At 69.3% G+C, this 26,900-nt stretch carries 25 protein-coding genes and 2 pseudogenes; 10 read left to right on the top strand and 17 right to left on the bottom strand.

Annotation, left to right across the window (positions count from 1 at the left end):
• Position 1: 1 nt before the first annotated feature.
• Positions 2-913 (bottom strand): SDR family oxidoreductase, encoded by a 912-nt coding sequence (locus tag LIV37_RS44865; protein WP_121826619.1) that lies wholly within the window; start codon positions 911-913, stop codon positions 2-4.
• Between the two features lie 2 nt (positions 914-915).
• The gene (locus LIV37_RS44860; protein WP_020873701.1) at positions 916-1,701 is read right to left on the bottom strand and encodes an SDR family oxidoreductase; all 786 of its coding nucleotides are present in this window, start codon (positions 1,699-1,701) and stop codon (positions 916-918) included.
• 73 nt (positions 1,702-1,774) lie between these two features.
• Between LIV37_RS44860 and LIV37_RS44855 the strand changes: the two genes are divergently transcribed.
• Genes LIV37_RS44855 through LIV37_RS44840 form a run of 4 tightly spaced genes read left to right on the top strand, consistent with a single transcriptional unit; the run spans position 1,775 to position 5,221 of the window.
• Positions 1,775-2,542, top strand: coding sequence for an enoyl-CoA hydratase family protein (locus tag LIV37_RS44855; RefSeq protein ID WP_020873700.1), 768 nt, complete (start codon positions 1,775-1,777; stop codon positions 2,540-2,542).
• The gene (locus tag LIV37_RS44850; RefSeq protein ID WP_020873699.1) at positions 2,539-3,405 is read left to right on the top strand and encodes a CoA transferase subunit A; all 867 of its coding nucleotides are present in this window, start codon (positions 2,539-2,541) and stop codon (positions 3,403-3,405) included. The genes LIV37_RS44855 and LIV37_RS44850 overlap by 4 nt, the downstream gene beginning before the upstream one ends.
• Positions 3,402-4,160 (top strand): CoA-transferase subunit beta, encoded by a 759-nt coding sequence (locus tag LIV37_RS44845; RefSeq protein WP_020873698.1) that lies wholly within the window; start codon positions 3,402-3,404, stop codon positions 4,158-4,160. The genes LIV37_RS44850 and LIV37_RS44845 overlap by 4 nt, the downstream gene beginning before the upstream one ends.
• 11 nt (positions 4,161-4,171) lie before the next feature.
• Entirely contained in the window at positions 4,172-5,221 is a 1,050-nt protein-coding gene (locus tag LIV37_RS44840) for a nitronate monooxygenase (protein WP_121826768.1), read from the top strand.
• A 77-nt stretch (positions 5,222-5,298) separates the two neighbouring features.
• Here the strand turns inward: LIV37_RS44840 and LIV37_RS44835 are convergent, their stop codons facing one another.
• From LIV37_RS44835 to LIV37_RS44825, 3 genes are all read right to left on the bottom strand, one after another.
• Positions 5,299-6,456, bottom strand: coding sequence for an acetyl-CoA C-acetyltransferase (locus tag LIV37_RS44835; protein WP_020873696.1), 1,158 nt, complete (start codon positions 6,454-6,456; stop codon positions 5,299-5,301).
• 24 nt (positions 6,457-6,480) lie between these two features.
• Positions 6,481-7,068, bottom strand: coding sequence for a TetR/AcrR family transcriptional regulator (locus LIV37_RS44830; protein ID WP_121826769.1), 588 nt, complete (start codon positions 7,066-7,068; stop codon positions 6,481-6,483).
• Positions 7,069-7,137: 69 nt separating this feature from the next.
• The gene (locus tag LIV37_RS44825; RefSeq protein ID WP_020873694.1) at positions 7,138-7,929 is read right to left on the bottom strand and encodes an SDR family oxidoreductase; all 792 of its coding nucleotides are present in this window, start codon (positions 7,927-7,929) and stop codon (positions 7,138-7,140) included.
• A 79-nt stretch (positions 7,930-8,008) separates the two neighbouring features.
• Between LIV37_RS44825 and LIV37_RS44820 the strand changes: the two genes are divergently transcribed.
• From LIV37_RS44820 to LIV37_RS44810, 3 genes are read left to right on the top strand one after another with little or no spacing between them, the layout of a single operon-like run.
• Positions 8,009-8,857, top strand: coding sequence for an enoyl-CoA hydratase (locus tag LIV37_RS44820; protein ID WP_020873693.1), 849 nt, complete (start codon positions 8,009-8,011; stop codon positions 8,855-8,857).
• Positions 8,857-10,026 (top strand): acyl-CoA dehydrogenase family protein, encoded by a 1,170-nt coding sequence (locus tag LIV37_RS44815; RefSeq protein ID WP_020873692.1) that lies wholly within the window; start codon positions 8,857-8,859, stop codon positions 10,024-10,026. Before LIV37_RS44820 ends, LIV37_RS44815 begins: the two co-directional genes overlap by 1 nt.
• The gene (locus tag LIV37_RS44810) at positions 10,026-11,015 is read left to right on the top strand and encodes an acyl-CoA dehydrogenase family protein (RefSeq protein WP_020873691.1); all 990 of its coding nucleotides are present in this window, start codon (positions 10,026-10,028) and stop codon (positions 11,013-11,015) included. Before LIV37_RS44815 ends, LIV37_RS44810 begins: the two co-directional genes overlap by 1 nt.
• 102 nt (positions 11,016-11,117) lie before the next feature.
• Here LIV37_RS44810 and LIV37_RS44805 read toward each other — a convergent pair whose 3' ends face one another.
• From LIV37_RS44805 to LIV37_RS44775, 7 genes are read right to left on the bottom strand one after another with little or no spacing between them, the layout of a single operon-like run.
• Entirely contained in the window at positions 11,118-11,969 is an 852-nt protein-coding gene (locus LIV37_RS44805; protein WP_276064758.1) for an enoyl-CoA hydratase/isomerase family protein, read from the bottom strand.
• On the bottom strand, positions 11,966-13,264 hold the full coding sequence (locus LIV37_RS44800; protein ID WP_020873689.1) for an acyl-CoA dehydrogenase family protein: 1,299 nt from the start codon (positions 13,262-13,264) through the stop codon (positions 11,966-11,968). The genes LIV37_RS44805 and LIV37_RS44800 overlap by 4 nt, the downstream gene beginning before the upstream one ends.
• Positions 13,265-13,319: 55 nt before the next feature.
• Positions 13,320-14,393: a phosphotransferase family protein gene (locus LIV37_RS44795; RefSeq protein WP_020873688.1), complete on the bottom strand. Its 1,074-nt coding sequence runs from the start codon at positions 14,391-14,393 to the stop codon at positions 13,320-13,322.
• A complete protein-coding gene (locus LIV37_RS44790) occupies positions 14,390-15,580 on the bottom strand; it encodes an acetyl-CoA C-acyltransferase (RefSeq protein ID WP_020873687.1) in 1,191 nt (396 codons plus the stop codon). The genes LIV37_RS44795 and LIV37_RS44790 overlap by 4 nt, the downstream gene beginning before the upstream one ends.
• A gap of 19 nt (positions 15,581-15,599) precedes the next feature.
• Positions 15,600-17,000 (bottom strand): dihydrolipoamide acetyltransferase family protein, encoded by a 1,401-nt coding sequence (locus LIV37_RS44785; protein ID WP_020873686.1) that lies wholly within the window; start codon positions 16,998-17,000, stop codon positions 15,600-15,602.
• A gap of 32 nt (positions 17,001-17,032) precedes the next feature.
• The gene (locus tag LIV37_RS44780) at positions 17,033-18,052 is read right to left on the bottom strand and encodes an alpha-ketoacid dehydrogenase subunit beta (RefSeq protein ID WP_202979704.1); all 1,020 of its coding nucleotides are present in this window, start codon (positions 18,050-18,052) and stop codon (positions 17,033-17,035) included.
• Positions 18,049-19,026 carry a thiamine pyrophosphate-dependent dehydrogenase E1 component subunit alpha gene (locus LIV37_RS44775; RefSeq protein WP_020873684.1) on the bottom strand — a complete coding sequence of 326 codons (978 nt, stop codon included), beginning with the start codon at positions 19,024-19,026 and terminating at the stop codon, positions 18,049-18,051. The genes LIV37_RS44780 and LIV37_RS44775 overlap by 4 nt, the downstream gene beginning before the upstream one ends.
• 235 nt (positions 19,027-19,261) lie before the next feature.
• Between LIV37_RS44775 and LIV37_RS44770 the strand changes: the two genes are divergently transcribed.
• Positions 19,262-19,936 carry a TetR/AcrR family transcriptional regulator gene (locus tag LIV37_RS44770; RefSeq protein WP_243146545.1) on the top strand — a complete coding sequence of 225 codons (675 nt, stop codon included), beginning with the start codon at positions 19,262-19,264 and terminating at the stop codon, positions 19,934-19,936.
• Between the two features lie 128 nt (positions 19,937-20,064).
• Positions 20,065-21,177, top strand: a complete 1,113-nt coding sequence (locus tag LIV37_RS44765; protein ID WP_121826621.1) for a zinc-binding dehydrogenase — start codon at positions 20,065-20,067, stop codon at positions 21,175-21,177.
• Between the two features lie 70 nt (positions 21,178-21,247).
• Here the strand turns inward: LIV37_RS44765 and LIV37_RS44760 are convergent, their stop codons facing one another.
• From LIV37_RS44760 to LIV37_RS44740, 5 genes and pseudogenes are all read right to left on the bottom strand, one after another.
• On the bottom strand, positions 21,248-22,744 hold the full coding sequence (locus tag LIV37_RS44760; protein WP_020873681.1) for an MFS transporter: 1,497 nt from the start codon (positions 22,742-22,744) through the stop codon (positions 21,248-21,250).
• A 525-nt stretch (positions 22,745-23,269) separates the two neighbouring features.
• Entirely contained in the window at positions 23,270-23,944 is a 675-nt protein-coding gene (locus tag LIV37_RS44755; RefSeq protein ID WP_274596718.1) for an LLM class flavin-dependent oxidoreductase, read from the bottom strand.
• Positions 23,945-24,245: 301 nt separating this feature from the next.
• Positions 24,246-25,100 carry a helix-turn-helix domain-containing protein gene (locus tag LIV37_RS44750; protein ID WP_020873679.1) on the bottom strand — a complete coding sequence of 285 codons (855 nt, stop codon included), beginning with the start codon at positions 25,098-25,100 and terminating at the stop codon, positions 24,246-24,248.
• Positions 25,101-25,309: 209 nt separating this feature from the next.
• Positions 25,310-25,381, bottom strand: a complete 72-nt coding sequence (locus LIV37_RS44745) for an SCO3870 family protein (RefSeq protein WP_243146580.1) — start codon at positions 25,379-25,381, stop codon at positions 25,310-25,312.
• A 758-nt stretch (positions 25,382-26,139) separates the two neighbouring features.
• Positions 26,140-26,388, bottom strand: a pseudogene (locus tag LIV37_RS44740) (IS5/IS1182 family transposase); the annotation flags it as partial.
• A gap of 4 nt (positions 26,389-26,392) precedes the next feature.
• Between LIV37_RS44740 and LIV37_RS44735 the strand changes: the two are divergent.
• Positions 26,393-26,692 (top strand): annotated as a pseudogene (locus LIV37_RS44735) (hypothetical protein); the annotation flags it as partial.
• Between the last annotated feature and the right edge of the window lie 208 nt (positions 26,693-26,900).

The raw sequence follows: 26,900 nt of genomic DNA, 5'->3' as shown, positions 1-26,900 counted from the left end.
GTCATCGTGCGCCGTAGACCGGCTGTGGGATTTCCGAGGCGGCGAGCAGCCCCAGCACCGCCTCGCCCGCCTCCGCCGGACTCCACCGGGCCCCTTTGTCGGCAGTCGGACCAGGACGCCAGCCCTCCATCACGGTGATCCGGCCGCCCTCCGCCTCAAAGACCCGTCCGGTGACTCCCGTGGAGGCAGTGGATCCCAGCCAGACGACCAGCGGGGAGACGTTCTCCGGGGCCATCGCGTCGAATCCGCCCTCGCCCGGCGCCGCCATCGTCTCGGCAAAGGTGTGTTCGGTCATGCGGGTGCGCGCGGCCGGGGCGATGGCGTTGATCTCAACGCCATAGCGGCCCAGCTCAGCGGCGGCGACGAGCGTGAGACCGATGATTCCGGCCTTCGCGGCGGAGTAGTTGCCCTGGCCGACGCTGCCGAGCAGCCCGGCGCCAGAGCTGGTGTTGACGACGCGCGCCCGGGGCGTACGGCCGTCCTTCGCCTCGGCTCGCCAGTGCGCCGCGGCGTGTTTCAGCGGCAGGAAGTGTCCCTTGAGATGGACCCGCATAACGGCGTCCCAGTCGCCCTCGTCCAGATTGACCAGCATCCGGTCCCGGAGGAACCCGGCATTGTTGACCAGGGTGTCGAGCCGCCCGAATGCTTCCAGAGCGGTGGCGATCAGCGAGGCGGCCCCGTCGGTCGTCGCGATGTCACCGCCGTGCGCGACCGCCTCGCCGCCCAAGCCCGCGATCTCGTCCACGACCCGCTGGGCCGGGCCGTCCGCTTCCGCGGCCCCGTCCAGCCCCACACCGAGATCGTTGACCACCACCCTCGCTCCCTCGGCGGCGAGGGCGAGTGCGTGCGCCCGGCCCAGTCCTCGGCCGGCTCCGGTGACGACGGCGACGCGTCCGGCGCAGATTCCGGTCATCTTCATGTCTCCTTGTTGACGGTGGCGGCGTCGAGGAAGGCGGGGCGCTCCCCGCCGCCGTGGACGAGCAGGCTCGCGCCGGAGATGTACGTGGCGCGGTCGGAGGCGAGGAAGACGCAGGCGTCACCCACCTCGGAGGGCTCCGCGAGCCGCCCGAGCGGTACGGTGCGGCCCACCGCGGCGACGCCCGCCTCGTCTCCGTAGTGCAGAGCGGAGAGTTCGGTGCGGACCATGCCGAGGACGAGCGTGTTGATCCGTATTTTCGGCGCCCACTCCACGGCCATGGAGCGGGCGAGGCTTTCCAGTCCAGCTTTGGCGGCGCCGTAGGCGGCGGTGCCCGGGGAGGGGCGAGTGCCGCTGACGCTGCCGATCATGGTGATCGAACCGCCCGACGCCTGGCTGCTCATCACCTCGTACGCGGCCAGGGAAGCCGTCAGCGGAGCGAGTAGGTTCAGCTCGACGACACGCGCATGGCGCTCGGCCCCGCCGTCGGCCAGCATCCGGAACGGGGCCCCTCCGGCGTTGTTGACGAGAGTATCCAGCCGTCCGTGGTCGGCGGCCACCTGGGCGAAGATTTCCCGTACGGCCGCCGGATCGCGCAGGTCGACAGAGACGAATCGGGCCGTGCGGCCATCCGCCTCCACTGTCGCGTCCGGGGTTCTGCGCGCGCAGACGACGACCTCCGCGCCCGCTACGAGGAAGGCCCGCGCGATCCCCGCGCCCACGCCCCGGGTACCGCCGGTGACGACGGCGACCCGATCCGACAGGTCGTAAGCCACGCTCACCATGAACCTCCCGCTTCGTACGATCCGCTGCTACGGTACCTAACAAATGCTTGGTAGAAAGGTAGCTGATGCGCTCATGGGTGTCTCCACCTCCGAGGCGGAAAAGGGCGTCGCCGTTGTCACCGTCGACTTTCCGCCCGTCAACGCCCTGCCTGTACGGGGCTGGTACGACCTGGCCGACGCGGTGCGCGCGGCGGGCCGCGACCCGGACGTCCGGTGCGTGGTACTCACCGCCACCGGACGCGGATTCAACGCGGGCGTCGACATCAAGGAAATGCAGCGCGACGGCGGTCACGGTGCACTGATCGGAGCGAACCGCGGCTGTTTCGAGGCATTCGCCGCGGTGTACGAGTGCGAGGTCCCGGTCGTCGCGGCCGTACAGGGCTTCTGCGTCGGTGGCGGCATAGGGCTGGTCGGCAACTCCGACGCGATCGTGGCAAGCGAGGACGCCGTTTTCGGCCTGCCCGAACTGGACCGGGGCGCTCTGGGGGCCGCGACCCATCTGGCACGACTGGTCCCCCAGCATCTGATGCGCGCCCTCTACTACACCTCGCGCACCGCCACCGCCGAGGAACTGCATCGCCACGGCTCGGTGTGGAAAGTCGTCCCGCGCGCGGAACTGCGGGAAGCGGCTCTGGAGTTGGCCCACGAGATCGCCGCCAAGGACGGGTATCTGCTGCGGCTGGCCAAGGCTTCCATCAATGGCATCGACCCCGTGGACGTCCGGCGCAGCTACCGCTTCGAGCAGGGGTTCACCTTCGAAGCGAACCTCAGCGGGGTCGCCGACCGCGTCCGCGCCACCTTCGGCACGGACAAGAGCAAAGGCCAGGAGGGGCAGTCATGAGCAGGGACAAGACCATGACCGCCGACGAAGTCGTCGCCCGCCTGGAGAGCGGCATGACGATCGGCATCGGTGGCTGGGGATCGCGGCGCAAGCCCATGGCGCTCGTCCGGGCCCTCCTGCGCTCGGACATCACCGATCTGACCGTTGTCTCCTACGGCGGCCCGGATGTCGGCCTGCTGGCCGCGGCCGGGAAGATCCGCAAGCTGATCGCGGCGTTCGTCACCCTCGACTCCATATCCCTCGAACCGCACTTCCGCTCCGCCCGGGAGCACGGCATGTTCGAAATGACGGAGCTGGACGAGGCCATGTTCATGTGGGGGCTGACCGCGGCCGGACACCGCCTGCCCTTCATGCCGATCCGAGCGGGCCTCTGCTCGGACGTGATGAAGGTCAACCCACAGCTGCGCACGGTGCGCTCCCCGTACGACGACGGCGAGGAACTCGTCGCCGTACCGGCACTGCGCCTGGACGCCGCACTCGTCCACCTCAACCGGGCCGACGCACACGGCAACGGCCAGTATCTCGGGCCCGACCCCTACTTCGACGACCTGTTCTGCGAGGCCGCGGACCAGGCGTACCTCTCCTGTGAACGGATCGTGGACAGCGCGGGGTTGCGAGCGGAACACGGCCCCCAGACCCTGCTGGTCTCCCGGGCGTACATCAACGGAGTGGTCGAGGCTCCGGGCGGCGCGCACTTCACCTCATGCGCCCCTGACTACGACCGCGACGAGGCTTTCCAGCGAGCCTACGCACAAGCCGCCACCGATCCCGAGGAGTGGCGACGTTTCACCGAGCAGTTCCTGTCAGGAGACGAGGACGCCTATCAGGCCGCCGTCGCGGCGTTCGCCAAGGAGGCCACATGAGCGAGAGCGTGACTCGCGCCGAATACTGCGTCGTGGCCTGCGCCGAGGCGTGGCGCGGCGACGGGGAGATCCTGGCGAGCCCCATGGGCACGGTGCCCACGATCGGCGCGCGGTTGGCGAAGCTCACCTTCTCCCCCGATCTGCTGCTCACGGACGGTGAGGCGATGCTGATCGGCGATGTCCCGGCGGTGGCGAGCGGCTCCCAGGTGACCGAGGGCTGGCTGCCGTACCGCCGGCACCTCGCGATGGTCGCCGGTGGGCGGCGCCACGTCATGATGGGCGCCAGCCAACTCGACGCTTACGGCAACCAGAACATCTCCTGCATCGGTGACTGGGCCAAGCCACGACGGCAGCTGCTGGGCGTGCGTGGTGCTCCCGTCAACACGCTCAACAACCCGACGAGTTACTGGGTCCCCCGGCACTCACCGCGCGTCTTCGTCGAGCGGGTGGACATGGTCTCGGGTGTCGGCTACGACCGGGCGGCGGACGCCGAGCCCGCGACGAGGCGTTTCCACGAGGTCCGCGGTGTCGTCACCGATCTGGCGGTGCTGGACTTCGCCACCCCAGACCGCTCGCTGCGGCTGCGCTCCGTGCACCCCGGTGTCACGGTGGACCAGGTGCGGGAGGCCACCGGTTTCCCCCTGGCCGTTGCGGACGAGGTACCGCACACCCGTGCGCCGTCGGCGGAGGAACTGCGCCTGATCCGGGAGGTCCTCGACCCGAAGGGGCTGCGGGACCGGGAGGTGAGGTCGTGAGCGGTGTCACGATCGCGACACCGCTGACGGAACTGGTCGGGGTCCGGCATCCCATCGTCCAGACCGGCATGGGGTGGGTGGCCGGACCCCGGCTCGTCTCGGCCACGGCGAACGCCGGAGCGCTGGGCATCCTCGCATCGGCGACGATGACACCGGACCAGCTGCGGGCGGCGGTCCGTGAGGTCAGGTCCCGTACGGACGCGCCGTTCGGAGTCAATCTACGGGCGGACGCGGGCGACGCGGCCGAGCGGGTGCGGATCATCGTGGAGGAGGGCGTGCGGGTCGCCTCGTTCGCCCTCGCGCCCTCCCGCGAACTGATCGCCCGGCTGAAGGAAGCCGGAGTCATCGTGATCCCGTCCATCGGCGCGCGCCGGCACGCGGAGAAGGTCGCCGCCTGGGGCGCGGACGCGGTGGTCGTCCAGGGCTCCGAGGGCGGCGGCCACACCGGGAACGTCGCCACGACCGTCCTGCTGCCCCAAGTCGTGGACGCCGTGGACATCCCCGTCGTCGCCGCAGGCGGCTTCTTCGAGGGCCGTGGCCTGGTCGCGGCGCTCGCCTACGGGGCGGCGGGGGTGGCGATGGGCACCCGGTTCCTGCTGACATCGGACAGCACCGTCCCACGTGCCGTGCAGGACCGCTATCTCCAAGCCTCGGTCCAGGACGTCACGGTCACCACGAAGGTGGACGGGCTCCCCCACCGGATGCTGCGCAGTGAACTGGTCGACACACTGGAGCGCTCCGGCCGAGCGGTGGCCCTGCTACGCGCGGTACGTCACGCCGCGTCCTTCAGGAAGCTGTCCGGCCTGAGCTGGACGCGGATGGCCCGCGACGGGCTGGCCATGAAGCACGGCAAGGACCTCACTTGGAGTCAGGTCCTGCTGGCCGCCAACACTCCGATGCTGCTACGGGCGTCCATGGTCGACGGCCGTACGGATCTCGGTGTGATGGCCTCCGGACAGGTCGCGGGCCTGATCGAAGACCTGCCGTCGTGCGCGGAGCTGGTCGAGGGAATCATGGCCGACGCGCATACCGTCCTGGGGCGTCTGCCACGGGCTCTCTGAGCGCGTGCCAGACGCCTCGGACAATCCGCCTGCCGCCACCCCTGTCGCTCGGGTCGGCGGCAGGCGGATCGTGCGTGTCAGAGCCGCTCGATGATGGTGACGTTGGCCTGGCCGCCGCCCTCGCACATGGTCTGCAGACCGAACCGGCCTCCGGTCCGCTCCAGTTCGTGCAGCAGCGTCGTCGTCAGCTTGGTGCCGGTCGCGCCGAGCGGGTGGCCGAGCGCGATGGCGCCGCCATTGACGTTGACCTTCTCCAGGTCCACGCCGGTTTCCTTCAGCCACGCCAGGACGACGGGCGCGAACGCCTCGTTGATCTCCACCAGGTCGATGTCGTCGAGTGACATCCCGGACTTCTTCAGTGCGTACGCCGTGGCCGGAATGGGGGCGGACAGCATCCGGATCGGGTCCTCGCCCCGCACCGACAGATGGTGGACGCGGGCACGCGGTGTCAGGCCGTGCTCGGCGACCGCCCGCTCGGAGGCGATGAGCAACGCGGACGCGCCGTCGGAGACCTGTGAGGAGACCGCAGCGGTCAGCCGACCGCCCTCGACTACCGGCGCCAGAGAGGCCATCTTTCCCAGCGTGGTGCCCCGGCGCGGCCCCTCATCGGTCGTCATCTCTCCGTACGGGACGAGCTCGCGGTCGAAGCGGCCCTCGTCGATGGCCCGTATCGCACTCTGGTGGGAGCGCAGCGCGAACTCCTCCATCGCCTCCCGGCTGATGCCCCACTTCTCGGCGATCAGTTCCGCTCCGTGGAACTGGTTGACCGGCTGGTCGCCGTAGCGGGCCCGCCAGCCCTCGGAGCCCGCGTACGGGCCGTCGTCGAGGCCGAGCGGCTCGGCGGCCCGGCGGCTGGCGAAAGCGATGGGGATCATCGACATGTTCTGCACCCCACCCGCGACCACCAGGTCCTGAGTGCCGGAGAGCACACCCTGCGCGGCGAAGTGCAGGGCCTGCTGGGAAGAGCCGCACTGACGGTCCACCGTGGTCCCGGGCACCTCCTCCGGCAGCCCAGCTGCCAGCCAGCAGGTGCGGGCGATGTCCCCGGCCTGCGGGCCGACGGTGTCCAGGCAGCCGAAGACGACGTCCTCGACGGCGGCGGGGTCGGCGCCGGAACGCTCCATCAGGGCTTTCAGCACGTGGGCGCCAAGGTCGGCCGGGTGCACGGCGGACAGAGCGCCATCACGTTTGCCGACCGGGGTGCGTACTGCTTCGACGATGAATGCCTCGGGCATGGCTGCTGCTCCTTCGCGGGGTCTCTATGTCTGTACGGCGATCCCGTCCAGCACCATCGACAGGTACTGGCGGGCGATTTCCTCGGGGCTGTGCTGTCCGCCGGGCCGGTACCAGGACGCGGCGACCCACACGGTGTCCCGCACAAAGCGGTAGGTGAGCCGGGCGTCCAGGTCTGTGCGGAAGGCGTGGACCGCGACACCGCGCTCCAATGTGCCCAGCCACGTCTCCTTGAACTTCTCCTGCGATGCGGCGAGGTAGGCGAAGCGGGGCTGCGCGGACAGTTGCCGCGACTCCTTCTGATAGATCGCGACAGCGGCACGATGCCGGTCGATCTCCCGGAAGGACTCGGTGACCAGGGCCTCGATGGTCGCCCGGGGGGCGAGGTTCGCTTCCAGCACGGCGTCGTATCCGGACCACAGCTCGTCCAGGAACCCGGAGAGGATCTCGTCGAGCATCGACTCCTTGGAGTCGAAGTGGTAGTACAGGCTGCCCGCGAGCATTCCCGCGGCGTCCGCGATCTGCCGGACGGTGGTCGCGCTGTAGCCCTGCTCGGCGAAGACATCCGCCGCGACGGCGAGCAATTCGGCACGCCGCGCGGTCGACGGGCTCATCGTGGGCTTCTTCTTGCCGCTCTCCGGCACGCTGGTGTTCCTTGTGTTCGGCACCCGGCCATTGTCGTCTCACGCCCGCTGGCTGCTGACCGAGACGGTCTCGCCGGTCATGTACGAGGAGTAGTCGCCGGCCAGGAAGACGATCACGTTGGCGACCTCCCAGGGCTCGGCATAGCGGCCGAACGCCTCGCGCTCGGTGAGCTCCGCCAGCAGTTCGGCCGTGGTCACCTTCACCAGGTGCGGGTGCATCGCGAGGCTAGGGGCGACCGCGTTGACCCGCACGCCGCACTCGGCCGCCTCGGCGGCGGCGCAGCGGGTCAGCGCCATGACTCCGGCTTTGGCAGCGGCGTAGTGGGCCTGCCCGGTCTGCGCGCGCCAGCCGACAACCGAGGCGTTGTTGACGATCACGCCTCCGGCGCCCGCTGTCTCCATCCGGCGCAGCGCGGCGCGGGTGCAGCGGAAGGTTCCGTTCAGGGTCACGTCGAGGACCGTGCTCCACTGCTCGTCGGTCATCTCGGTGAGGCGGGCCGTGCCGCCGAGTCCGGCGTTGTTGACCACGATGTCGAGGCGCCCGTGGCGCTCCTCGGCGAGGTCGAGCAGGTCCGTGATCTGCCGCTCGTCGGTGACGTCGCAGGGCAGACCGGCGACCCGGTCGGCGCCGAACTCCTCGGCCAGCGCGTCGCAGGTCTCCTTCAGCCGGCGAGCGTGGGCATCGCCGATGACGATGCGGGCGCCCTCCTCGAGGAATCTGCGCGCGGTGGCCCCGCCGATCCCGGCGCCCGCGGCCGCGGTGATCACCGCGGTGCGGCCGTCGAGCAGGGCATGGCCGGGGACATACGGGGGCGGGCCTGCGGCGGTCATACGGGGGCCTCCTCGATCCTCGACGGCGCTCACGGTCGTACGGTAACCTACCAAACACTTGTTAGAAAAGGAGTGCGGGATGCCCGCTGCCCATGACGAACCGGTGCACTACGAGACCCGGGGCCCCGTCGCGATCGTCACCATGAACCGGCCGGAGTACCGCAATGCCCAGAACTCCGCCATGACCTACGCCCTGGACCGGGCCTTCTACCGCGCCGCCGAGGACAACGAGATCAAGGTGGTGGTCCTCGCCGGATCGGGGAAACACTTCTCCGCCGGACATGACATCGGCACCCCCGAGCGGGACGCCCATCTGCCGTTCGACCGCAAAGCCGGGCTGTGGTGGGACCACTCGGACAAGAAGGGCGCGGAGAGCCGCTTCGCCCGTGAGTCCGAGGTCTATCTGGGCATGTGCCGACGGTGGCGTGAGCTGCCCAAGCCGGTCATCGCGTCGGTGCAGGGCGCCTGCGTCGCGGGCGGATTGATGCTCGCCTGGATCTGCGACCTGATCATCGCCTCCGACGACGCGTTCTTCGCCGACCCGGTGGTACGCATGGGGATCCCCGGTGTCGAGTACTTCGCACACCCATGGGTGATGCCCCCGCGGATCGCCAAGGAGTTCCTCTACACCGGCGAGCGGATGAGCGCCCAGCGGGCGTACGAGGTCCAGATGGTCAACCGGGTCGTCCCCCGCGCCGAACTCACGCAGCACACCCTGGAGCTGGCGACGCGCATCGCCAGCATGCCACGCATGGGGCTCGCGCTGACCAAACGTGCCGTCAACCAGGCCGAGGATCTACAGGGCCTGCACACCGGGATGGACTCGGTCTTCGGACTGCACCATCTGGCGCACGCGCACAACGCCGAGACGGCCCCTGACGCCCTGGGCGGCATGGACGTCCGCGCGATGAAGGAGGCCGGCACCTGATGGACCTCGACTTCAGCGCCGCCGAGAACACGTTCCGGGCTGAGGCCCGCGCCTGGCTCACCGCACATGTCCCCAGCTCTCGCCTGCCCTCCCTGGAGACCGCGGAGGGGTTCGAGGCCCACCGGGAGTGGGAGCGCGCCCTCTTCGCCGACCGGTGGTCGGTCGTCTCCTGGCCCGAGGAACATGGCGGCCGAGGTGCCTCGCTGCTCCAATGGCTGATCTTCGAGGAGGAGTACTACGCGGCGGACGCACCCGGCCGGGTCAGCCAGAACGGCATCAACCTCCTCGCCCCCACCCTCTTCGAGCACGGCACACCGGAGCAGCGCGCCCGCGTCCTGCCGCCCATGGCGAGTGGCGAAGTCATCTGGGCTCAGGCCTGGTCCGAGCCGGAGGCGGGCTCCGACCTCGCACGTCTGCGCTCCACGGCCCAGCGGACCGAAGGCGGCTGGCGGCTGAGCGGTCAGAAGACCTGGTCCTCCCGGGCCGCCTTCGCCGACCGGGCCTTCGGCCTCTTCCGCAGCGATCCGGCAGCGGACAAGCCACACCGGGGGCTGACGTATCTGATGTTCCCCCTGGACGCGCCGGGCGTGACGGTCCGGCCCATCGGGCGCCTCGACGGCAAGCCCGCCTTCGCCGAACTCTTCCTGGAGGACGTCTTCGTACCCGACGAGGACGTCATCGGAACGCCGGGTGAGGGCTGGCGAGTGGCGATGAGCACCGCGGGCAACGAGCGCGGGCTGACCCTGCGCAGCCCCGGCCGCTTCACGGCCGCCGCAGACCGGTTGGCGCAGCTGTGGCGTGATGAGGCCGACCCGGCGGACACGGCCCTGCGCGATCGCGTGGCCGACGCGATGATCGGCGCCCGCGCGTATGAACTCTTCGCCTACGCGAGCGTCTCGCGGATCGCGGCCGGAGAGTCGATCGGCGCGGAGTCCAGCCTCAACAAGGTCTTCTGGTCGGAGCTGGACATCGCGCTCCACGAGACCGCCCTCGACCTGCTCGGCCCCTACGGGGAGCTTGCCGACGACGCCGAGGACGCGCCGGAGGGCGGCGGTTGGGCCGAGGGCTACACCTTCTCCCTCGCGGGACCCATCTACGCCGGAACCAACGAGATCCAGCGTGACATCATCGCCGAGCGGCTGCTCGGCCTGCCGAAAGGACGCCGGTGATGCGGTTCCTCCTCGACACCGAGCAGCGTGCGTTCGCGAAGACCTTGGACGGCATGCTCGGATCGTCGGACACACCAAGCACGATACGGTCCTGGGCGGCCGGGGACCCGGACCCCGGCCGCACCCTGTGGAGTCGGCTCGCCGACGCGGGAGTCTTCGGCCTCGCCGTACCGGAGCGACACCAGGGCCTGGGCCCGCTACCTGTCGAACTGAGCGTCGCCTTCACCGAACTGGGCCGCCACGCCGTACCGGGTCCGCTGGTGGAAACCGTCGCCGCGGCCGCCCTCCTCGACCGGCTCGGCGACCACGCCTCTGCCGAGACGTGGCTGCCGCGGATCGCCACCGGCGCGGCGCTCGTCTCCCTGTGCGTGCCCGATACCGGGAGCCCTTACGCGCTCGACGCGGACGCGGCCGACGCCGTATTCGTCGTCGAGGACGAGACCGTATGGCTGGCAGCGGGGGGCGGCCCGCTTCAGCGTTCCTCCGATCCGGCCCGCCGATTGTCCCGTCCGACGGGCGCAACGGTCCTCGTCGAGGGGCCCACGGTCCGGGCAGCGGCCGCGTACACCACCGATGTGGCGGCCCTGACAACAGCCGCCCAGGCCCTGGGGCTCGGCCGCGCGCTGCTGGACCACACCGTCGCGTACGCCACCCAGCGCACCCAGTTCGGAGTCGCCATCGGCTCGTTCCAGGCCGTGAAACACCGCCTGGCGGACGTTCTCCTCGCATTGGAGTTCGCCCAGCCTCTGATCCACTCCGCCGCCCTGGCCCTGGCCTCGGACGCCCCGTCCGCCCACCGGGAGTGCGCGGCGGCGAAAGTGGCCGCGGGCGAGGCTGCCTACGCCGCCTCACGCACAGCTCTACAGGTACATGGCGCGCTCGGCTACACCGAGGAACTGGACCTGTCCCTGTGGATCCGCAAAGCCCGCGCCCTCCGTGATGCCTGGGGAACCCCGGCCGCATGCCGATCCCTCGTCCTGGCGCCGTGAGCCCCGACGGTGGTGGAAGGTGTCATGGCCGTCGAAGAGAACGGCGGCCATGACGAACCCCACCGAGTGCTCAGGCCGACGCGTGTCCGCCCGGCTGTGGTGTCAGCGGGCGCGGTGTCCCCGCTTCGGACGCGTCCCGGCGAGGAAGTCCTCCATGGCCTTCCTGGTCCGTGGCCGAGCGCTGGCCGCGGCGATGAACTCCGCTTCGCATTCGAGGTGATCGCGCAGGCCGTCGAGCCGGTCGCCGCGCACCAGGAGCTTGGCCCGCGACAGGGCGAGCCCGTGGCCGTCCACCAGTGAACGGGCCAGCGCTTCGGCTGCGGAGGGAAGTTCGGCGTCATCGACGACGCGATTGACGAGTCCCCACGCCTCGGCCTCCGCGGCCGGGAGCACACGATTGGTGAGCAGCAGGTCGAGCGCGCGCCGCTCCCCGAGCAGACGGGGCAACAGCCACGACGCCCCGCAGTCGGGGGTCAGCCCCAGCGCCGTGTAGCCCAGCCTCACCTTCGCGCCACGGGCGGCCACCACCAGGTCCGCCGTCAGGGTGAGCCCGACCGCGCCGCCGGCCACCGCACCCTGTACCTCGGCGACCACCGGAACGTACAGTCCGGCCAGCCCGAGCACCGCTTCGTGGGCGGTCTCGGCGACCTCGCGGACGTATCCGCCCACCGCGTCCTGCTCGGCGACGAAGGCCCGCAGGTCGCCGCCGACGCTGAAGTTGGGTCCTTCGGCGCTCAGCAGCACGGCTTCGATCTTCTCGGAGTCCGCTTCCTCGGTCCAGTGTGCGAGCTGTGCCACGGCGTCTCGCAGGGCCCTGACGAAGCCGAGGTCGAAGGCGTTGCCGGTGTGCGCGTGCGCCAACACGATCCTGGCCAGGGCCCCGTCCCGCTCGAGTCGTACCGGCGAGGAAGGGGCATGGTCCGGTTGTATCCGTGCGGCAGGCCGGGACGTCACTGTGCGCCTCCCCAGGACGGGATCGTCGTGACGCCCTCGTGGCCTGCCTGACACAGATCCGCCTGGCGGCGGAGTTCCCGACGGCCCAGCACCATGCGGTGCACCTCGTCCGGGCCGTCGGCGAACCTCAGACCACGGGCCTGTGCCCACAGTGTCGCCAACGGCAGATCCTGGGCCATACCGGCAGCGCCATGCACCTGTATGGCCTGGTCGATCACCCATTCCGCGGTACGCGGCGCGGCGACCTTGATGGCGGATATCTCGGTGCGAGCGGCCCGGGCACCACGCTCGTCGATGAGCCAAGCGGCGTGGAGCACCATCAGTCGTAGCTGGTCGATACGGACGCGGGCCTCGGCGATCGACTCCAGTACGGCGCCGTGGCCGGCCAGGGGCTGTCCGAAGGCACTCCGTTCCCCGGCCCGGCGGCACATCAGCTGCAGGGCGCGCTCGGCCATGCCCACCAGGCGCATGCAGTGGTGAATACGGCCGGGGCCGAGCCGGGCCTGGGCGAGACGCCCCCCGTCGCCCTCCGCTCCCAGGATGTTCGCGACCGGGATCCGGGCATCGTCGAAGACGACTTCCGCGTGGCCGCCGTGGCTCGCGTCGGTGAAGCCGAACACCGACAACCCCCGCACCACACGCACACCCGGGGTGTCTCGCGGTACGAGCAGGATGCTCTGGCGGCGTCGCGGCTCGGTATCGGGGTCGGTGACCGCGAGGACGACCAGAAGTTCGCATTCCGGTGCCAGAGCTCCGGTGGACCACCACTTCCGTCCGTTCAGCACATACTCATCGCCGTCGCGGCGTGCACGGGTGGCGATATTGGCCGCGTCGGAGGAGGCGACAGCCGGTTCGGTCATGCAATAGGCGGAACGTATACGCGCGTCCAGGAGGGGCCCCAGCCACCGTTCCTGCTGCTCGGGAGTGCCGAACAGCGAGAGCAGTTCCATGTTGCCGGTGTCGGGCGCCGCACAGTTCAGCGCCTCGGGGGCCACCAACGGGCTCCATCCCGTGACCTCGGCGAGCGGAGCGTACTGCAGGTTGGTCAAGCCCGCTCCCAGCGGCGAGTGCGGCAGAAACAGATTCCACAGCCCACGGTCTCGTGCTTCACTCCGCAGCTCGGCCATGACGGGCGGACGGCCCCAGCCCGTCTCCGGCACGCCGGGAGGAACGGCCGAGCCCGGCGCGAAGTGCGGTTCAACGAACCGCTCCTCGGCCGGAAGGACCCGGGTGTGCATGAAATCGACGAGGTTTTCGTGCAGAGCGGCGGATCGTTTGTCGGGAGTGAAGTCCATTCCGTTCCCTGAGTGCGGTGCGGAGGCCGGTGCGCGGCCTGAGGTGTGCGAGCGGTCAGCGGTTGAGGGCGGCGAGTCCCCGGTCGACGAGGAGGGGGACCATGCCGGCGATGGCCTCGAATCCCTCACCGACGGTGAGCCCCTGGCGGTGCCGGAAGTGGATGCCTTCCAGGATCACGGCGAGCTTGTAGGGCGCGAACGCCAGGTACCAGTCCAGGTGTTCCAACTCCAGTCCGGTGCGCGCGGCATACCGGGCCGCGAGTTCCTCCCATGGCGGGAATCCGGGGCACAGGCCGGGGGTGCCGGCGATGGGATTCTCGATCCCGGCCCAGCCGATCCAGTAGAGGTGGAACAGCCCCAGGTCGGCGAGCGGGTCCCCGAGGGTGGCCATCTCCCAGTCCAGGACGGCACGCGGGCGGCCGGGCCGCTCGGGATCCACCACGACGTTGTCGAGACGGAAATCCCCGTGCACGATGGCGCCGCGCTGCAAGGGGGGCGTCCGCTCGGCGAGTCGCCGAGCGAGTTCCTCGAAGCCGTCGATTTCCCGGCTTCGGGAGGAGGCGAGCTGTTGAGCCCAGCGGCGCAGCTGGCGTTCCAGATAGCCCTCGGGTCTGCCGAAGTCCGCGAGCCCGGCCTCGCCGGGATCTACGTTGTGCAGGTCGGCGAGGGTGTCGACGAACCCGTCCGCCAGGCTCCGGGCCGCCTCCCGCTCCAGGCGTGCGAGATCCTCGTCGGATCGAGGCACCCAGCCGTCGACCGTTTCCATCACATAGAAGGGCGCGCCGAGCACGGAGTCGTCCGCACAGACGGCGACCACCTCCGGGACCGGCACCGCCGTTGGTGCGAGGGCCGTGAGCACGCGCGCTTCACGGCCCATGTCGTGTGCGGACTCCAGCACATGTCCCAGCGGGGGGCGGCGCATTACCCAGTCGTGTGGTCCCCAGGTGAGGCGGTAGGTGAGGTTGGAGCGCCCTCCCGAGAGCAACGTCACCCTCAGGGGGTCTCCGGCGTGGGCGTGGACGGTCACGGCGCGGCTCAGGAAAGCGGCCAGCCGCTCCGTGTCGATTCCTGGCACCGTCTCGTGCCCCGAGGAATCGTTCGGCACGAATGGGGGCACGTTCCGGCTCATGTAGCGGCGCCGCTCTTCAGCAGAAGCGCGTCACCTTGCCCACCGCCGCCGCACAACGCGGCCACGCCGGTTGTGTCCCCGCGCCGGCGGAGTTCCAGGGCGAGGGACAGCACCAGGCGGGCACCGCTCATCCCGACGGGGTGGCCGAGAGCGATGGCTCCACCGTTGACATTGACCTTCTCGGGATCCACATCCAGTTCCCGCATGGATCGCAGGGCGACCCCGGCGAACGCCTCGTTGATCTCCAGCAGGTCGAGGTCGTGGATGGTGAGGCCACCGTCGCGGCGGAGTGCGTCGCGCACGGCGCCCGCCGGCTGGGACAACAGCGAGGGATCCGGGCCCGCGACACTGCCGTACGCCCCGATCGCGGCAAGCGGCCGCACTCCCAGGGACTCGGCGCGCTCACGGCTGGTCACGACCAGGGCGCACGCGCCGTCGGACAACTGTGAGGACGAGCCCGCGGTGATCGTCCCGTCGGGGGCGAATGCCGGGCGGAGTCGGGCCAGAGTCCCGGGCGTTGTATCGGGCCGGATCCCCTCATCGGAGTCGACAAGGCGGTCCTCCCGGCGTCCTGGAACCGTCACGGGAACGATCTCCTCGGCGAGGCGTCCGTCCGAGGCCGCGACAGCGGCCCGTCGATGTGACCGGGCGGCGAAGGCGTCCTGCTCCTGCCGGGAGATGCCGAGCCCGGTTTGGTACCGCTCGGTGGCCGCTCCCATGGAGATCCCATCGAACGCGCATACCAGGGCGTCGGCGTCCAGGGCGTCCTGTGCGTCGGCAGGGCCGTAGTGGTATCCCCGGCGGGCCCCGGGCAGCAGATAGGGGGCGTGGGTCATCGACTCCATACCGCCCGCGACCACCACCTCGTGCTGACCGGAGGAGACGAGGAGGTCCGCCAGCGCGACGGCGTGCAGGCCGGACAGGCACAACTTGTTGACGGTCGTGGCGGGCACATCCATGGCAAGACCCGCGGCAGCGGCGGCCTGACGGGCCGGGTTGGGCCCCACGCCCGCCTGGACGGCCGTTCCCATGACGACGGCGTCGACTTCGCTCGGCGCCACGCCCGCGCGTTCCAACGCGGCGGAGATCGCTGTCGCACCGAGTTGCGGGGCGGTCAGCCCGCCGAGCGAACCGAGCATTTTGCCGATCGGGGTTCTCGCCCCGGCGATGATGACGCTTCCTGGCATCGTGTGTTCCTCCTTGCGGTCATCGGTAGGCTTCGGCGGGCCATTCCTGGAGATTCCGCTGGATCGAGAGCAGGGCGCGCAGGGCGTCAGAGCCATCCATCGCGCGGTGGTCGAAGGTCAGTCCCAGCCGGGCGACCGGCCTGATGGCGACGTATTCCTCACCGTCCTTCCCCCTCACTGCCACGGGCTGTCGCACCACGGCGGGTACACCGAGGGAGGCGACCTGGGGGCGGGTCAGGATCGGAGTGGAGATGACGCCGCCGACACTGCCGGAGTTGCTGATGGTGAAGGTGCCCTGTGCGAGGTCCAGAGCCGTCAGCTTGCGTCCTCGTGCTCGCTCGCTCAGATCGGCGATGGCGTCCGCGAGACCCTCCAGGCTGAGCCGCTGCGCGTTGCGGATGACGGGTACGTAGAGTCCGGAGTCCGCGTCCACGGCGATGCCGAGGTTCACAGAGCCCCAGCGCAGCAGATGCGTGGCGGTGAATGTCCCGTTCACATCCGGATGATCGCGCAGCATCGCGACGGCGGCACGGGCGACGAAGGGCAGCAGGCTGAGTTTGCCCAGCCCGCGCCGGGCGCGGCCCGCGTTGGTCTCCTCGCGCGCCGCCATGACGCGTGAGAAGTCCACGTCGACCTGCGCGGTGAGCTGCGGTGCCGTGCTGACCGACTCCACCATGTGCGCCGCGATCGCCTTGCGGATCGGGCTGTGTGGCACCGCCTCGTGTGGCAGATCCTGGTATCCATCCGGGCAACTGACGGTGTTCGTGGCCGTCGGCTCCGGCACGGTCGGGGTGTCCGCTGGTGTGTCCCGGCGGACGGGAGGTGTCTGGGATGCCACGTCCAGATAGCGTTGCACATCAGTCCTGGTCACACGTCCGCCGGGCCCACTTCCGGTGACGTCACCGAGGTCGATTCCGGCCTCCTTGGCCATGCGTCGTACCAGCGGAGAGGTCGCCGGCCGCGGCCTGTGAATCGCCGGGGCGGCCAGGTGCCGGAGGGCTGCCCCCAGGACCAGCGAGACTCCCCGTACGTCCTGCTCCGGCAGGGGCGATACCGCGGGGGCCTCCGCGGCCGGCGCACGGGGCGTCGTGGCCACCGGCGCGGTGACGTCCCGTTCCCGTACAGGAGCCTCCTGTACTGCCCTGCCCAGGGCCGCGGCGACCTCCTCGGCGGTGGCCTGGGCCGGAGCGAACTGGGCGATCACCTCGCCCACCGGCACCTCTTGACCTGCTTCGGCGAGGACCCTCACCAATGTGCCCTCCGAGGGAGAGGGCACCTCCGTGTCGACCTTGTCCGTCGACACGTCCAGCAGGGGGTCGTCAACAGCCACCTTGTCGCCGGCGGTCTTGTGCCAGGCGGTGATGACCGCTCGTTCAACCGACCCCATGTGGGGCAGGCGGATGTCGATCAGTGTCGTCATGTGGGGTCTCCGGCTGCTCGGCGCGTCGCGTGTCAGGTGTGTGCGAGCCGACGGGCGGCCCGCGTGATGTCGTCCACGCTCGGGAAGCAGTGCTCTTCCAGGAAGCGGCTGGCCGGTATGGGCGCGTCCACCGCGCCCAGGCGCATCACGGGGGCCTCCAGGTCCCAGAAGCAGCGCTCCTGTATGGCGGCGGCGATCTCGGCGCCCGGCCCGGCGGTCCTGGGCGCCTCGTGGACGATCAGGGCGCGGTGCGTGCGAAGTACGGAGGTGGTGACCGTGTCCAGATCCAGGGGAACGAGCGTGCGCAGATCGATGACGTCCAGTTCGATCCCCTCGGGCGCGAGAATCCCGGCCGCCTCGACGGCACGGGGCGTCATACACCCGTACGCGATCACAGTGGCGGTTGAACCGGCCCGGCGGACCGTGGCCTGTCCCAGCGGCACGAGGTGCTCGGTGTCGGTGGAGACTGGCCCGCGCTTCCAGTCCAGCTGCTTGCTCGGGTAGTAGAGCACGGGGTTGGGGTCCCGGATCGCCGCCTTCAGCAACGCCTTGGCGTCCCAGGGGTCGGAAGGTACGACGACCTTCACCCCGGGGAAGTGCATGCCCAGCATCTCCATCGAGCCCGAGTGCTCCGGCCCGGCGCCACCGCTGGGTCCGATCGGCATGATGATGACGGCGGGCAACTCGAACTGGCCACCGTGCATGGACCGCCACTTGCCGAGCTTCTGGAAAATCTCGTCCCCGGCGATGAGGGAGAAGTCGGCGAATCCCATCTGCACCACCGGCCGCATGCCGGTCATCGCCGCGCCCGCCGCGCATCCGGCCATGAACGCCTCGGTGATTCCGGTGTCGATCACTCGCTGGGGCCCGAACTCCTCGACCATGCCCCGAGTGCCGCCGAAGAAGCCTCCGTTGCGCAGATCCTGGCCCATGCAGAAGACCGTCGGGTCGCGGCGCATCTCCTCGGCCAGCGCCGCGCCCTGAGCGGCCTGATAGGTCATCACCGCGGTGCCCTGAGCAGGGGGCGCGGGGATTGTCTCCGTGGTAGTCACGCGAACACGTCCTTCAGAATGATCCCGGGGTCGGGTAGTTCGGCCGCCTCGGCGGTACGCAGCTCTTCCGCCACCTCGGCCTCGGCCGCGCCGACGATCTTGTCGGCGGCCTCCTCGTATTCCGCGCCGAGATGCTCCCGCAGGACATCGAGCGGATCCCGGTAACCGTCGAGATAGTCGGTCGCGCGGTACTGCTGCGCATCGCCCTCCCAGTGCCCGCCGACCCTGGTGACCTTGGCCTCGATGAGGGTGGGCCCCTCTCCGGCACGGGCTCGGGCGACCGCCTCCGCCGTGGCCCGGTGGACCTCGACGGCATCATGCCCGTCCACGATCACACCGGGCACACCGTAGGCGACGGCCCGGTCGGCCACGTTCTCGGTGGGACTGACCTCGTGGAAGGGAGTGGATACCGAGATGCCGTTGTTCTCACAGAAGTAGATGAGCGGCAGCTTCCACACCGACGACTGGATCAAGGTTTCGTGGAAGGTTCCGCGGTGGGAGGTGCCGTCACCGAAGTCGGCGAGAGCGATCTGATCGGTTCCGCGCAGCTTCGCCGACAGTGCGGCGCCGGCGGCCAGGGGGTAGACACTTCCCAGGGTCGCGCCCTCTCCCATGATCCCCAGCGAGGGGTCGGCCCAGTGGGGTACCCCCGCACCCCTGCCACCCGTCGAACCGGTGACCCTCCCCAGCAGATCGCCGATGACCGGCTGAAGCCCCATCCCCTTCGCCAGTGGCCACGTCGCGCCGCGCCCCTGGTAGAAGAGGTAGTCATCCTGGCGCAGTGCGGCGCAGGCCCCTGCCGCCGCTGCCTCCTGTCCCTTGCCCGGATGCCAGAAACCGGCGAACCCGTGGTCCCGGATATGAACGCTCAGCGCGTCCTCCAAGGCCCGGGCCCTGGCAACCGTGGTGAAGAGCCGTAGCAGGAACTCGGGGTCCGGGCCGACTTCGGTCGCCCGTCGTTTGCGGGGCGTCATTCCGCCTCCTTGAGCATCGGAACCGCGCGGACTGCCGCGGAAGGGTGCTGGGGTGTTCGGGCACACAAGACCTGGTGGGATCCGTGTCCGCCGCGTTGCGAGGAGATTACGCCGATCAATTGATCGGAACAAGTGATTCAGCCCACTGATTCGAACGGATGCGGTGCCCACTCAAGAGCGCACGGATAGGGTCGGGACCACAGTCGTTGCCGGAACCGACATCCAGGGAATGCGTGTGGTCGATCAGAAGAAGCGCCGCAAGGGTCCGCATGACGGCGAGGCCACTCGCGAGGCGCTGATGGACGCGGCGGAGAAGCTTTTCGCCGAGCAGGGCGTGGAGGCCGTGTCGATCCGCGCGGTCAACTCCGCCGCGGGCCTGGCACCCGCCGCCGTGCACTACCACTTCGGTTCCAGGGAAGCGTTGCTCACCGCGGTACTCGAGCGGCGCGGCCGTTCCGTCGTCGCCGACATCGCCGAGCGGTGTGACCAACTGCTGACACAGAAGGCACAACCCAACGCTCGCGACGTCATGGAGACGGTGGTGGCGCCTTACCTCGCACTGCTGGAACGGGACCATATCGGCGGCGGCCGCTGGCTCGCCATCACGGGACAACTCATCCTGAGCGGCAGCCGGGAGATGGAAGCACTTTCCACTCCGGCCACCGAACGACTGCAGGCACTCGTGCGCCGGGCATTCCCCGACGCACGTCCGGACGATCTCGAAAACACCTGGAGGCTGGCAGTCGAAGCGGTCGTCCTGCTCCTGGCCCGCACTCCCGGCGACGAGCCCGAAGCTGACGGGCCACAGGAGCTGGGCGGACGCGAAGCACTGATCGACTTCGCCACCGGCGGCCTCGTCCATGCGTTGCAGGGGGCCACAGAACGCAGGGCCCGCGCATCGTCCCGCTAGAGCCGCTCCCCCCTCTTCCCGCCAGACCTCATCCGTGATTCCATCAAGCGATTCGATCGGACGATCGGATCCCCTGGATATACGGCGTGGAACGAATCGGCCGTAGCACGACGAAAGGAGGTGCCGGGGTGCGCGCAGCAGTCATGCGGTCAGGGAAGATCACTGTCGAAGAGCTCCCGGAGCCGCGCCCCGAAGCAGGTCAGCTGCTGGTCGAGCCCATCGCCACAGGCGTATGCGGCAGCGATCTCTCCGCCTGGCAGCACACCGACGAATTCCTGGCCGCACACTACGAGACCGGAGCGCTGGGAGAGGTCTTCGACCCTGCCAGGGGGCTGGTCATGGGGCACGAATTCACCGCCCGGGTGGTTGAGGCGGGCAAGGGCGCCGAGGAAGAGTACGCCGCCGGGGACGCTCTGGTGGTACTCCCCGGCGTGACCGACCCGTCCGGGCAGGTCCACACCGTCGGATACGCCGACGACTACCCCGGGGGGCTCGCCGAACGCCTGGTCGTCGGCGCATACGGACACCTGAAAATCCCGGACGGAGTGTCACCCGTACTGGCAGCGGTGACGGAGCCACTGGCCACCGGCGTGAACGGCGTCATACGTTCGGGCATCACAGAGAACGATGGCACTCTGGTCACCGGCAGTGGCCCCGTAGGGCTGGGCGCGGTCATCGAGCTGTCGGCGCGGGGCGCCTCGCCCATCGTAGTCTCCGATCCCTCCGCCCGACGCCGGGAGATCGCACTCGCCTACGGCGCCCACGCCGCGGTCGACCCACTCGTCGACGACCCTCTACAGGTGTGGCGAGAGCGCGCCCCCTCCGGACAGCGTCTGCACATCATCGAGGCATCGGGCGCTCCGGGTCTGATCGGCTCGTTGATGGCGACCGCGCCGAGCTTCACGAAGATCGTGGTCATCGGGGCCGCGATGCGCGAGGAGTCGTTTCGGCCCGTCACCGGGATCCTGCGGAACACCTCCGTCGAGTTCGTCGGGGGACCAGGCTTCGGAGACACGCAGTACCACGCGTTCCACCGCGCCTTCGACCACCTCAAGACCGGCCGGTTCGACCCGGCCCTCATGGTCACCGGATACGCGGGGCTCGGCGGCACGGCCGAGGTATTCGCCGCGCTCCGTCCCGGCCGTCCCGGCGCCATCGAGCACGTCAAAATCCTGATCCGCCACGACCTCCCCGGAGCGGCCATTCTCTCTCCGGAGGAGGCGGCGGCCACCGGAGCGTGAGGACAACCGGAGAAGGGCAAAGGGGCCGGAGCGGATGATCCGCTCCGGCCCCTTCATCCTGCTGGAGGTGTCAGGCGGGTGCGAGCGTTTCCTCCGTCTGCCGCGCGGGCCTGCCGTGCGGGATGAGGATCCCCACGACCACCGCCACGAACGCGAGTCCGGCACAGGTCACGAACCCCACCGCATATCCGCTGTCCGTGTAGACGGGGCTGCCCTGCACCAGCACCCCGATGTTCTGGAGCAGGACGACGAAGACCACCTGGATGGCCGCCGTGGAGCCCAGTGTCTGGAGCAGACCGGTCATGCCCGCCGTAATGCCCTGCTGATCGGCGGGACTCGCCTCGATGACCAGGTTGGGTATCGCGGCGTATACCAGGCTCGCACCGGCGCCAAGAACCGTGAAACCGACGATGACCTGCCACTTCTCGCTGTGCCACAGAGCCGTGTAAAGAGCTGCGAGCGTCATCACCGTCGAACCCGCGATGGCCGGCAGACGTGGGCCTATCCTCCGCATGTAGAGGCCCACCACAAAGCTCGGCACCGTAGTGGCGATCCCGGCAGGGACGGTGAACAGCGTGAGCTGCATCGCCGTGGAGCCGAAGCCGTAGTCGTGTCCGAGCGCTCGCGGTGTCTGAGCCATCATCGGCAGGATCGTCGTGTAGGCCCCCACCGCTCCGTAGGCCAGGCCTGCCACGACGATGGTCGTCAGGACGGGGCGACGCGATACGAGACCCAGGTCGACGAGAGGTTCCCGAGTCCTCCTCTCCACGGCGAGCCAGACGGCGGTAAGGGCGAGCCCTCCGAAGACGCAGCCCAGTGTCTTGAAGGACGACCAGGTCCAAGTCGTCGACTCGCTGAGCCCCAGGAGTACGAGGCCGATACCGATGCCGAGCAGCGTGGCCCCCGGCCAGTCGAGCCTGGAGCGGGCCCGCACATCCGACTCCGGCACCGCGAGAAGGCCACAGAAGGCGATCACCGTCATGGCCATGAGCAGCCAGAAGACGGCGCGGAATCCGTGGTTGTCGATGAGATATCCCGCGATGAACGGTCCGCTGACGGTCACCAGCCCCGTCCCGCCCACGGTCAGACTCGCGGAGAAGGCCACCCAGCGAGCGGGAAAGATGTCGCGCATCAACGAGTACGAGAGAGCTACCAGCGGCAACAGCAGCCCCTGAAGGGCCCGGCCCGCCAGGAGAACCGCGAAGTTCGGTGCCATGGCGGCGAGGATTCCGCCGACCGAGGCCGCGGCGGCTCCGAAGACCATGACCTTCTTCTTGCCGTGGATATCTCCCAGCTTTGTCATGATCGGCCCGGCGACCGCGCCAACCAGCGTCAGGACGGTGAACAGCCATCCCACCTGCTGCGTCCGGAAGTGCACGGCGACATCCGTCGCCGCCGGAACCACGAGATTGTAAGAGAGGCTCACCACCTCCAGGGGCCACAGCAGGGCGATGAGGATCATCACGAAAGCACGGATCGAGCGGACGGGCTCCTCAGCCTCCGGCACCGTGGTTTCAGGCTTGTCGGGCGGCGGCTCGGAGGCCGTTTCCGTTCGGGTCTGCGTCATTGCAGCGCTCCTCGTCGAGGAGAAGAGGGACAGGGAGGGGGGCGGAGAAGCGGATACGCAACGAACGCGCCAGCCTTCACCCGCGGCGCAGCGGAGTCCGCAAGCCGACGTCCGTGTGCTGACTGAGTCTGTTGTTCCAGGTGGGCCAGAGACGGTGTCGTCCAACTCCGAGGCCCTTGCGGTGGGAAAACAGTAGGGCGGGGACGTAAGTCGGTCAAGTGATTGAAACAAGTGATTCTCTCAAGAGATGCCGAGCCCTCCGCCCCTGAGCTGCTGCGGCGATCACTCTGCGATCGACACCCGGAAGTGACCTCCGAGCAAGCCCGACGACTCAAGCTCGAGGAACGCGCGGCGTCGCCCTGAGGGGTCGCACGGCGGATCTCCCACCCGGGCGGTCACTTGACCAACGCGATGCGCGGGCAACCTCTCCGAGCACGGAGAATCATGAGCCGTGTCGTTACGCCTGCTTTCCGCTGCCTTCCCTCTGAACTGGAGAACGGCCTCGACCACCTGGCGCGGCCCCGATCACAAGACGGAGGCTGTGGTCCTGCCTTCCAGTACGGACGGGGTACCTCGCAGAGCGTCGAGGTGTTCCGCCACCGCGGCGTGGAGCACACTCCTTCGTCCGCCGATGGCCACCGCACGGACTGCGACGGATATCTCGGGCGCGCGTGACCGGCCCGCCGCGGCCTCGCGGACCAGCGCGAGCTTGGCCAGCAGCGGGTCGAGCCCCACATCGGCCGGGTCGACACCGCGTCCGTCCGCTGCCGTCCGGTTCGTGATATTGACTATGCCGGCTTCCCGCGCCGCATACCGCAGCATGACCCGGCCACCCCCGCCCATCAGCAGCGGCGGATGCGGACGCTGGACAGGGCGGGGCGCGAGGTCCAGTCTGTCCACGCGGTAGTGGTCGCCACGATAGGAGAACGGTTCGTTTGGCCAAGCGCCACGCAGCACGTCGACTGCCTCGCGTAACCGGGACAGGCGCACCGCGGGTGGATCGTACGGCAATCCGGTCTGCTCGTAGTCGGAGCGCATCCAGCCTGCTCCAATGCCCAGTTCCAACCGGCCTTCGGCGAGGAGGTCGAGGGTGGCCGCTTCCTTGGCCAGAATGGTGGGATGCCGGTAGTCGTTGGCCGGTACCACGGTCCCAAGCCTCAGGCGTGTGCTGTGCTCGGCAGCCGCCCGGGCATCTCTCACAGCATGCTCCCGCGCGATCGCCACCTGCCCAGGTCCTCCACGGTCACGCCCGTACGCTCCACAAGGGTGCTCGCACGCCTCCCAAATACCGAGCGCTTGCTTGGTTCACTCGGAGGCTACCCACGCCCACATCATCAGTCAACAGGTTGCATCGCTCGCCCGACCGCCAAGCATGCGCTAGGTTACCTAAACGGTAGATCCCCCGGCTCACCGGCGAGTTGGCGCGAGGAGAGTCCGCGCGAGCACCCCAGGCCCCGTCACCAGGCGGCAGCGATTCACGGACTCATGGCAAAGAGAATGGTCACGTCCGGTGGGAGAGGATGACGCTCGTCACCTGTCCGGGCACGAAGTCCTGGGCATCGCGCGGGGGCGCGGCTATGCGGTGGGCGTGGAAAGCACTCGGAGTCTGGCCGGTCATCGCCTTGAACGTGCGGTTGAAGTGCGGCTGGTCGTGATAGCCGGCCTGCTTGGCTGCCTCGACCCAACTCGCTCCGGCCTCCTTCCGGAGCAGTGCCGCTTGCAGGCGCATCACCTGGGCGGTGTCCTTGGGTGTCAGCCCGGTCTCGTGGCGGAAACGCCTTTCGAGGTGACGGCGGCTCCAGCCGGTCTGGGCGGCGAGTTCTTCCACCCGGAATCGCCCGGCCCTACCCTGCAGTGCTCGCCAGGCCCAGGTCACCTCGGGGCTGGGGCTGGGGCCGGATTCCAATGCCGCCCCCAGTACTTGGTCCAGCAGCGCGAACCGGCCGTCCCAGTCGGAGAGGCCGGCCAGCCGGGCGGGCAACTCTGCCCAGGTCGAACGGCACAGGTCGCTCGGGGCCACGGACTGCTCGGCCCACTCGGACATGGGCACCCCGAACAGCCGGTAGGCGGCGAACGGAGTGAGCAGCACAGTCACCCCGTGGATGAGGCCGGTGTGTTCGCCGATGGCGGCGGTGGTACGAACGCCGTTGGCGAGGGAGGCCGCGCTCCAGGAACGCGTCGGGTCAGCCCGGCTCAGCACGCGCAGTGAATCACCGAAGCCCAGCATCACCTTCACGACGCAGTCGGGAAGCAGCAGTCTGCGCCGCGTCCCGATCGCATTGAAGCGGAAGCCTCGATACCCCAGCACTTGTTCGCGCAGGCCGGGCGCGGCCGGACGGCAGAGCAGTTCGTGCATGAGCCAATCCCCCATAGACCGACGTGGACACGGCAGTGAGGGTAGGGCGTGTCCGGGACGAGTGAGACAGGAGACCAGCACTTGGCTGATATCCGGCGCCCCGGGCGCGCGCTACGGGTCGCGAAGACCTGCACGGGCGCCAGGGCATCAGCCCGGCGCTTGTACCCGCAGAACTCAGTTTGAGTGCGGCCTACCGTCTCGGACCCATGTCACACCACAACTAGAGCTGCGGTGACGTACCTCAGGACGCTGAAGGTGGCCACGGATTCAGCGTATTGCATTGCCGGAAAAGAGTTGTGGACGGTCGACAGGCACCAAACTGCCGCTCCGCAAAAGTGGTTGCACTCGGGTCACGGAAGGGCATCTACCGGACCAGGTCTCGCCACGAGAGTGAACCAACAGACTGCCCACGAGAGGAGAAGGGCGCCGAGCCCGAGCAGGTGCCATGCGGATCGGTCCATCCGCCGATCACTATCCCTGACCTTGCTCACACTTGAACTTCAGCCAGCCGGAGGAGCGGCCGGGCGCGTAGAGGCCCCGCCTGGGCCGTCGACTTCTGTACTCCCTGCTAGAGGTGTTGTGTACGGCCCCGCCATCGCCGAAGGGGACGCGGACGTGGCACGAGCGCTGGCCCTCGCGGTACGGGATCTCCTGCCGTCCCAGACGTTGTGGTCGTCATCGGGGCGAAGGCCGGCGCCAGCGGCAAGGTCATCGTCATCACGGCGGTCACCGCAGTCGCCCGCACGGCCGGTCAGGACGCCGCCACCCTGGCCAAACTCCTGCTGCACGGGCGTGGCGGCAGCTCACCGGACCTGACCCAGGCGGCGCGCCGCCCGCCGTACAGCTGCCGGAGGCACTCGCGGCCCTCCTGCACACCGTCACGATTGGGCTCCAAGTGGACGGGAGTCCGTGAGCCTGACTGACTCGGTGCGGCTTACCATTCCAGCTTCGAGATAGGCCATCTCCTCATCAGCGAGGGCCTTGAGCCCGGCGAGGACCCGTTCGCGGGCGAGGGTGGGGAGTACTACAAGAAGCCATTTCACTTGGCCAGTCTGCGGTGACATATGAGGATCGCGGCGATGATGGTGAAGGCGAGGAGGTGTCCCGGCTTGCGCTCGTAACGGCGGTGCAGGCAACGGCAGCCGGACAGTGAGGACATAGTCCGCTCCACGACCCATTGGTGCGGGCCCAGACGCCGGGACGACTCGATGCCCTTGCGGGCGAGGCAGTGCCGGATGCCACGGGAAGCAAGCCATCGTCGAAGGTGCCGGTAGTCGTAACCCTGGGAGTGGCTGCTGGCCGGCCAGGCGTGGCAGCAGACAAGGCGGACCGTGCTTGCCTCGCTGAACCTGCCCAGGGAGGCGGGCGGGCATCCGGCCGCGCTGCTGGAGGGTACCTACCGGGAGGTCGTCGCCCGGGTCCCGGACAACGCGCAGATCGTCTTCGACGACCACGGCCGCCTGCACTTCGCGGTCCCTGAGCCGGAACCCGAACCGGCCTCCCTGCTGGAGTGGCGGGCCGCAGTGAATGCGATGCTGCCGAGGGTGGACCTGCCCGAGGAGCTGCTGGAGGTGTTCTCCTGGACCCCGGCGCCGGACAGGCGTTCCTTCCAGCTCCCCGGCCTGCCTGGCAGCCTACGGCCCCTCCGGGACAAGCGCGCGGCCGACGACCAGTGAGGCCCTTGGCTCACAGTGTGTCTGGGACCGTACCTATCGCACCCTCGCCGATCCCGCCGTGGCGCTCTTTCGTCGGAGTACCGTCCTGGATCGAAAGACCGGACGGAGTCGAGGCTGCCGAGTA

It is taken from the genome of Streptomyces rapamycinicus NRRL 5491 (assembly GCF_024298965.1).
Classification (GTDB): domain Bacteria; phylum Actinomycetota; class Actinomycetes; order Streptomycetales; family Streptomycetaceae; genus Streptomyces; species Streptomyces rapamycinicus.
Note: the sequence above shows the minus strand (reverse complement) of the source record. Positions and strands in the feature narration are given on the sequence as shown.